5 protein-coding genes and 2 pseudogenes are annotated in these 5,349 nt (G+C 67.1%); 4 read left to right on the top strand and 3 right to left on the bottom strand.

The window, feature by feature from the left end; translation table 11 throughout:
* Window positions 1-235 precede the first annotated feature (235 nt).
* From tnpA (ACFPOB_RS30005) to ACFPOB_RS29990, 4 genes and pseudogenes are all read left to right on the top strand, one after another.
* On the top strand, window positions 236-622 hold the full coding sequence (gene tnpA / locus ACFPOB_RS30005) for an IS66-like element accessory protein TnpA (protein ID WP_377801820.1): 387 nt from the start codon (window positions 236-238) through the stop codon (window positions 620-622).
* Window positions 619-966: an IS66 family insertion sequence element accessory protein TnpB gene (tnpB, locus tag ACFPOB_RS30000; protein WP_377801819.1), complete on the top strand. Its 348-nt coding sequence runs from the start codon at window positions 619-621 to the stop codon at window positions 964-966. Before tnpA (ACFPOB_RS30005) ends, tnpB (ACFPOB_RS30000) begins: the two co-directional genes overlap by 4 nt.
* Before the next feature lie 96 nt (window positions 967-1,062).
* A pseudogene (gene tnpC / locus ACFPOB_RS29995) lies at window positions 1,063-2,634 on the top strand (IS66 family transposase).
* Window positions 2,631-2,981, top strand: coding sequence for a hypothetical protein (locus ACFPOB_RS29990; protein ID WP_377801818.1), 351 nt, complete (start codon window positions 2,631-2,633; stop codon window positions 2,979-2,981). Before tnpC (ACFPOB_RS29995) ends, ACFPOB_RS29990 begins: the two are co-directional and overlap by 4 nt.
* On the opposite strand, the pseudogene tnpC (ACFPOB_RS29985) reads toward ACFPOB_RS29990, so the two are convergent.
* The 3 genes and pseudogenes from tnpC (ACFPOB_RS29985) to tnpA (ACFPOB_RS29975) all read right to left on the bottom strand — a co-directional run bounded on the left by tnpC (ACFPOB_RS29985) (window position 2,948) and on the right by tnpA (ACFPOB_RS29975) (window position 5,280).
* Window positions 2,948-4,426, bottom strand: a pseudogene (gene tnpC / locus ACFPOB_RS29985) (IS66 family transposase). The gene ACFPOB_RS29990 and the pseudogene tnpC (ACFPOB_RS29985) overlap by 34 nt on opposite strands.
* A gap of 162 nt (window positions 4,427-4,588) precedes the next feature.
* Window positions 4,589-4,879, bottom strand: a complete 291-nt coding sequence (tnpB, locus tag ACFPOB_RS29980) for an IS66 family insertion sequence element accessory protein TnpB (protein WP_377801817.1) — start codon at window positions 4,877-4,879, stop codon at window positions 4,589-4,591.
* The gene (gene tnpA, locus ACFPOB_RS29975; RefSeq protein WP_377801821.1) at window positions 4,876-5,280 is read right to left on the bottom strand and encodes an IS66-like element accessory protein TnpA; all 405 of its coding nucleotides are present in this window, start codon (window positions 5,278-5,280) and stop codon (window positions 4,876-4,878) included. Before tnpA (ACFPOB_RS29975) ends, tnpB (ACFPOB_RS29980) begins: the two co-directional genes overlap by 4 nt.
* Window positions 5,281-5,349 lie beyond the last annotated feature (69 nt).

Below are 5,349 nucleotides of genomic sequence, written 5' to 3'. Positions count from 1 at the left end.
TACTTCCGCGAGCTCCCGCTTTGCCTCGTCGGCATGGAGGCTTGTGCAACGGCACACCACTGGGCACGCGAGCTGATCGCGCTCGGGCACGAGGTCAGGCGTAAGCGGTGCTCCGAGAGCACCGCTTACATCGGGACCGAATACCCCATCTCTTCCGTGAACCTTTCGCTTCATCGTATCCGTCCGGTGAGAGCCGCCTTGCGGAGAGTGGTGCAGATCGTTGAGCACAGGACGTATGGACAGGCATACGAACAGTGCTTTCGAGCGGCTTGAGATTGTCGAGACAGGGCGCCGGCGCCGCTGGAGCGAGGCGGCGAAGGAACGGATCGCCCTGGAGAGCCTGAGCGGACCGCGGCAGATCTCGGCGACGGCTCGGCGGCACAACATCTCGCGGTCGCTGCTGCTGATCTGGCGGCGTGCCTTCCTTGCCCGGAACGAGGAGGCCTCGCCCAGCTTCGTTCCGGCGGTTGTGACCGCCGAGCCTATTGCGGCGCCTCAGGCAGTCACTCTGATGCCGAGGACGGAGATCGTGCTTCGGTGCGGCCGGCGGATCGTCGTCGAAGGTCCGGTCGATATCGCGGCCGTGCTGGCGTTGGCGCGCGGGCTGGAGGCCCTGCGATGATCCCGGTCCCGAGCGGGGTTCGGGTCTGGCTGGCGACGGGCCACACGGATATGAGGAAGGGCTTCGCCGGTCTGGCCCTCCAGGTCCAGGAGGTTCTCCGTCGCGATCCCCATGGCGGCCATCTCTTCGTCTTCCGCGGCCGGCGCGGCGACCTGGTCAAAGTGATCTGGCACGACGGCCAGGGTGCGTGCCTCTTCTCGAAGCGGCTGGAGAGGGGCCGCTTTCTGTGGCCGTCGCCAGCGGATAGTGTCGTGACGATCACGCCGGCCCAGCTCGGCTATCTGCTCGAAGGCATCGATTCGCGGATGCCGCAGCGGAGTTGGCGCCCCACCGCGACGGGATAAACATTTGCGCTTGGCTCGTGGGCGATGGAGTGATTCCATCGCCTTGTGACGAACGCCGCCGATGCCCTTCCAAGCGACCTCGCCGCCGCGCAGACGATGATCCTGGCGGAGCGCGCGGCGCGTCTGGAGGCCGAAGCCGCCACTGCCCGGTAACGGGCTTGCGAACAGCAGCACGGATGCGCTGATCGCGCGGCTAAAGCTGGAGATCGAGAAGCTCAGGCGCGAGCTCTACGGCACGCGCTCGGAGCGTAAGGCCAGGCTCCTCGACCAGTTGGAGATGCAGCTCGAGGATCTGGAGGCCGACGCCACTGAGGACGAACTGGCAGCGGAAGCCGCGGCGCGGGCGACCAACGTTGTCGCCTTCCAGCGCAAGCGCCCCACACGCCAGCCGTTCCCGGACCACTTGCAGCGCGAACGCGTTGTCGTCGTCGCACCGGAGAATTGCCCGTGCTGCGGCTCGCTGAAGTTGGTCAAGCTCGGCGAGGACATCACCGAGACGCTGGAGGTGATCCCGCGCCAGTGGAAGGTGATCCAGACGGTGCGGGAGCGCTTCTCCTGCCGCGAGTGTGAGACGATCGCCCAGCCGCCGGCGCCATTCCATGTCCTCCCCCGTGGCCATGCCGAACCGAACCTGCCGGCGATGGTGCTGTTCGAGAAGTATGGCCAGCACCAGCTGCTGAACCGGCAGAGCGAGCGCTATGCCCGCGAAGGCATCGATCTGCCGCTCTCGACGCTGGCCGACCATGTCGGCGCCTGCGCTGCAGCCTTGCGGCCGCTCCATAGCCTGATCGAGCAGCATGTCATGGCGGCCGAACGGCTTCATGGCGACGACACGCCGGTGCCGATGCTGGCGAAGGGCAAGACCGACACCGGCCGGGCCTGGGTCTATGTTCGCGACGACCGCCCCTTCGGCGGCGCCGATCCGCCGGCCGGGCTGTTTTAGGCCTCGCGAGACCGCTCTGGCGATCACCCCGATGAACACCTGCGCGGTTTTACCGGCGTCCTGCAGGCCGACGCCTATGCCGGCTACAACCGGCTGCTCGTGCCCGATCGCTGGCCCGGGCCGGTCGTCGAGGCCCTGTGCTGGGCCCATACGCGGCGCAAGTTCTTCGAGCTCGCCACGAGTCGCCGGCGCGGGCGTAACGCCGCGCCGATCTCGCCGATCGCCTTCGAAGCCGTCACTCGTATCGACGCGATCTTCGACATCGAGTGCGAGATCAACAGCATCGCGACAGGGCAGCGCCTCACCGCCCGCCGGGACCGCAGCGCTCCGCTCGTCGCCGATCTCGAAGCCTTGATGCGCGAGCATCGCACCAGGCTCTCCCGGCACGCGCCCGTCGCCCAGGCCATGGACTACATGCTCCGGCGATGGGATGGCTTCGCCGCTTCCTCGGCGACGGCCGCATCTGCCTGACGAACAATGCCGCGGAACGAAGCCTGAGAGGGCTGGCTCTCGGCCGCAAAGCCTGGCTCTTCGCCGGATCGGACCGCGGCGCCGAGCGGGCGGCCGTCATCTACAGCCTGATCGGCACCGCAAAGCTCAACGACATCGACCCGCAGGCCTGGCTGGCCGATGTTTTAACACGCATCGCCGACACCCCGCAAAGCCGCCTCGGCGAGTTGCTCCCCTGGAACTGGCGTCGCGTCCAGATGAGGGCGGCCGCGTGACGGCGAAGCGACCTGTGCCAAGCGAGGACGAGCGACGCTTCTTATTGCGCAGCCTGACCGAAGTCGGTCCGTCCAAACCCGTCGGCTACCTGCCGCTCTATACGATCAAGGACTTCGTCCAGCTCTCACCCGAAACGGTCGCCGCCGCAGCAACCGCCCGCGGCCTCACGACCGTGCATATCAGCCCACAGGAATGCTGCATCAAGAGCGGCGCACTCTACGTCTACCATCGTGAGGCGCTCGCCAGCCTTTTGGAAACGCAGGCTGCTGTGATCAACGCCGCAGGGCTTCCGCTCGACCGTATGCGCTGTTCTCAGGCCACGGCCTTGAGGGGGGCCGGTGCATAGGCCCACGGCAGGAGTTCGTCGATCTGGCTCTGGGGATGGCCGGCAACGATGCGGGCGATGACGTCGGTGAAGTAGGCTTGCGGGTCGATGGCGTTGAGCTTGCAGGTCTCCACCAGCGAGGCAATGACGGCCCAGTGCTCACCGCCGCCGTCGGAGCCGGCAAAAAGCGCGTTCTTGCGATTGAGCGCGATCGGCCGGATGGCGCGCTCGACCACGTTGGAGTCAATCTCGACGCGGCCGTCTTCGAGGAAGCGGCTCAGGCCCGCCCAGCGCGAGAGGGCGTAGCGGATCGCCTCGACCAGCTTGCTCTTTTGGCTGAGGAGGGCGAGCTTCGCCTTCAGCCACGGCTCCAGCGCATCGACGATCGCGCGGCTTCTCGCTTGGCGCATATCGCGACGCTCCTCGGCTGAGCGGCCGCGGATCTCGCCCTCGATGCGATAAAGCTCTGCGATCCGGGCGAGCGCTTCCGTCGCGATCGGCGCAGGGCCACCCTGCGCGAGATCATAGAACTTGCGCCGGACATGGCTCCAGCAGAACGCCAGGCTCACTGCGTTGCGGTCGGCCAGGACCTTGTAGCCCGCGAAGCCATCGACCTGCAGCGTACCAACGAAACCCTGAAGATGGCGGACCGCCTGCTCAGCCTTGCGGTCGGGCGCGTAGAGATAGACGACGCCGGGCGGATCGACGCCGCACCAAGGTCGTTCGTCGCGGGCATAGGCGAAGAGCTGGCCGGTCTGGGTCCGGCCGCGGCCCGGATCGAGCACCGGCGCCGTGGTCTCGTCGGCGAAGAGTTTTGTCGATGCCTTCAGGCGTTCGAACAGCCGCGCATGGACAGGCCGTAGCAGGAAGGCTGCCTTGCCGACCCAGTCGGCCAAGGTCGAGCGATCCAGGTTGACGCCCTATCGGGCATAGATCTGGGCCTGACGGTACAACGGCAGATGATCGGCATATTTGGCGACCAGAACATGGGCCACCGTTGCCTCGGTCGGGATGCCGCCCTCGACGAGCCTGGCGGGCGCGGGCGCCTGGACCATGACCTCCTCGCAGGTCCGGCAGGCGTATTTTGGCCGGCACGTCACGATCACCCGGAACTGGGCTGGCACGATGTCGAGACGTTCGGAGACGTCCTCGCCCATGACATGGAGCTGCCCGCGGCAGCAGGGGCAGGTCTGGTCCTGGATATCGACGATCCTCTCGATGCGCGGCAGGTGCGCGGGAAGCGAGCCGCGGTTGGCGCGGCGCTTCCTGACCCGGTCAGCGCGTTTGACGGGATCAGCCGCTTCCTCGCCGGCGAGGCCCTCGGCGTCGATCTGCTCGGCCTCCTCGAGACCCAGCAACAGCTGGTCGACCGGCAGACTCTCGGCCCGACGCCCGAAGCGATGGCGTTGCAGCTCCTTGATGATCTGGCGCAGCCGCTCGTTCTCGGCGCGCTCGGCGGCGAACATCGCCTGGAGGGCGACAGGGTCGCGGGTCAAGGGCTCGGGCGAGGTGCTCACAAAGCCGATTCAATCATGGATTACAGCGGCTTGCCAGTGCTGAACGGTCAACTTGCCGCGACGGGGACGCGCGTCTCGCGCCGTTCATGAACCCGGCGCCAGTCGAGGCCTTCAAGCAACGCCTGAAGCTGCGCCGGTCAGCCGCACGACGCCATCGGCGATGGCAGGCCACTGGAACTTGCCGTCCTCCAAGCGCTTCGAGAACAGGCAGACGCCCGTCCCGTCGAAGTAGACGAGTTTGATTCGCTCCGCGCGCCTCGCCCGGAACACATAGACCGCGCCCGAGAACGGATCGGCGCCCATGCTCTCGCGCACCAGCGCGGCTAGGCCCTCCGCGCCCTTGCGGAAGTCGACCGGCTTCGTCGCCACCATGACGCGGAGCGCCCCGGTCGGGCCGATCACGAGCCGCCCTTCAGTGCGCCAATCACTGCGGCGATCGCCTTCGGGCTCGCCCCCGAGCCGACCCGTACGACGACGCCGTCGATCTCGAACTCGATCCCGTCGCTCGACCTACTGGGGGCACGGCGCGTGCGACGACGACGTTTAGCCGACTGCCGGACCGGCTTTGGCTCCGCAACCGCCGCTTCGATCACGGCCGGCACGAACATCGGCGCGGATCGTGGCGACACCGTCTCGGGCGCGCGACGCAGGAGGCGTCGCCAGCCAAACAACTGCTGCGGTGACATCGCATGGCGGCGCGCGACCTCACTCACCGTGGCTCCAGGCTCGTAGCTTTCCGCCACGATCCGCGCTTTGTCGTCGTCGGACCAATGTACCCCTACGAGGGCGGCCGTCTTGAGGATTGATGCTTGGGGGTGAGAATGTGTCTGTATGGACGTCTATACAGGCACGCCGATCAGTCGGCTTGAGAT

Source organism: Allobosea eneae, assembly GCF_042657265.1.
Classification (GTDB): domain Bacteria; phylum Pseudomonadota; class Alphaproteobacteria; order Rhizobiales; family Beijerinckiaceae; genus Allobosea; species Allobosea eneae.
This window is presented reverse-complemented; position numbering and strand designations above follow the sequence as displayed.

Excerpts from the sequence above, each read along its gene's own strand:
- tnpA (WP_377801820.1), top strand. The coding sequence starts at position 236 with ATGGACAGGCATACGAACAGTGCTTTCGAGCGGCTTGAGATTGTCGAG.
- tnpB (WP_377801819.1), top strand. The coding sequence starts at position 619 with ATGATCCCGGTCCCGAGCGGGGTTCGGGTCTGGCTGGCGACGGGCCAC.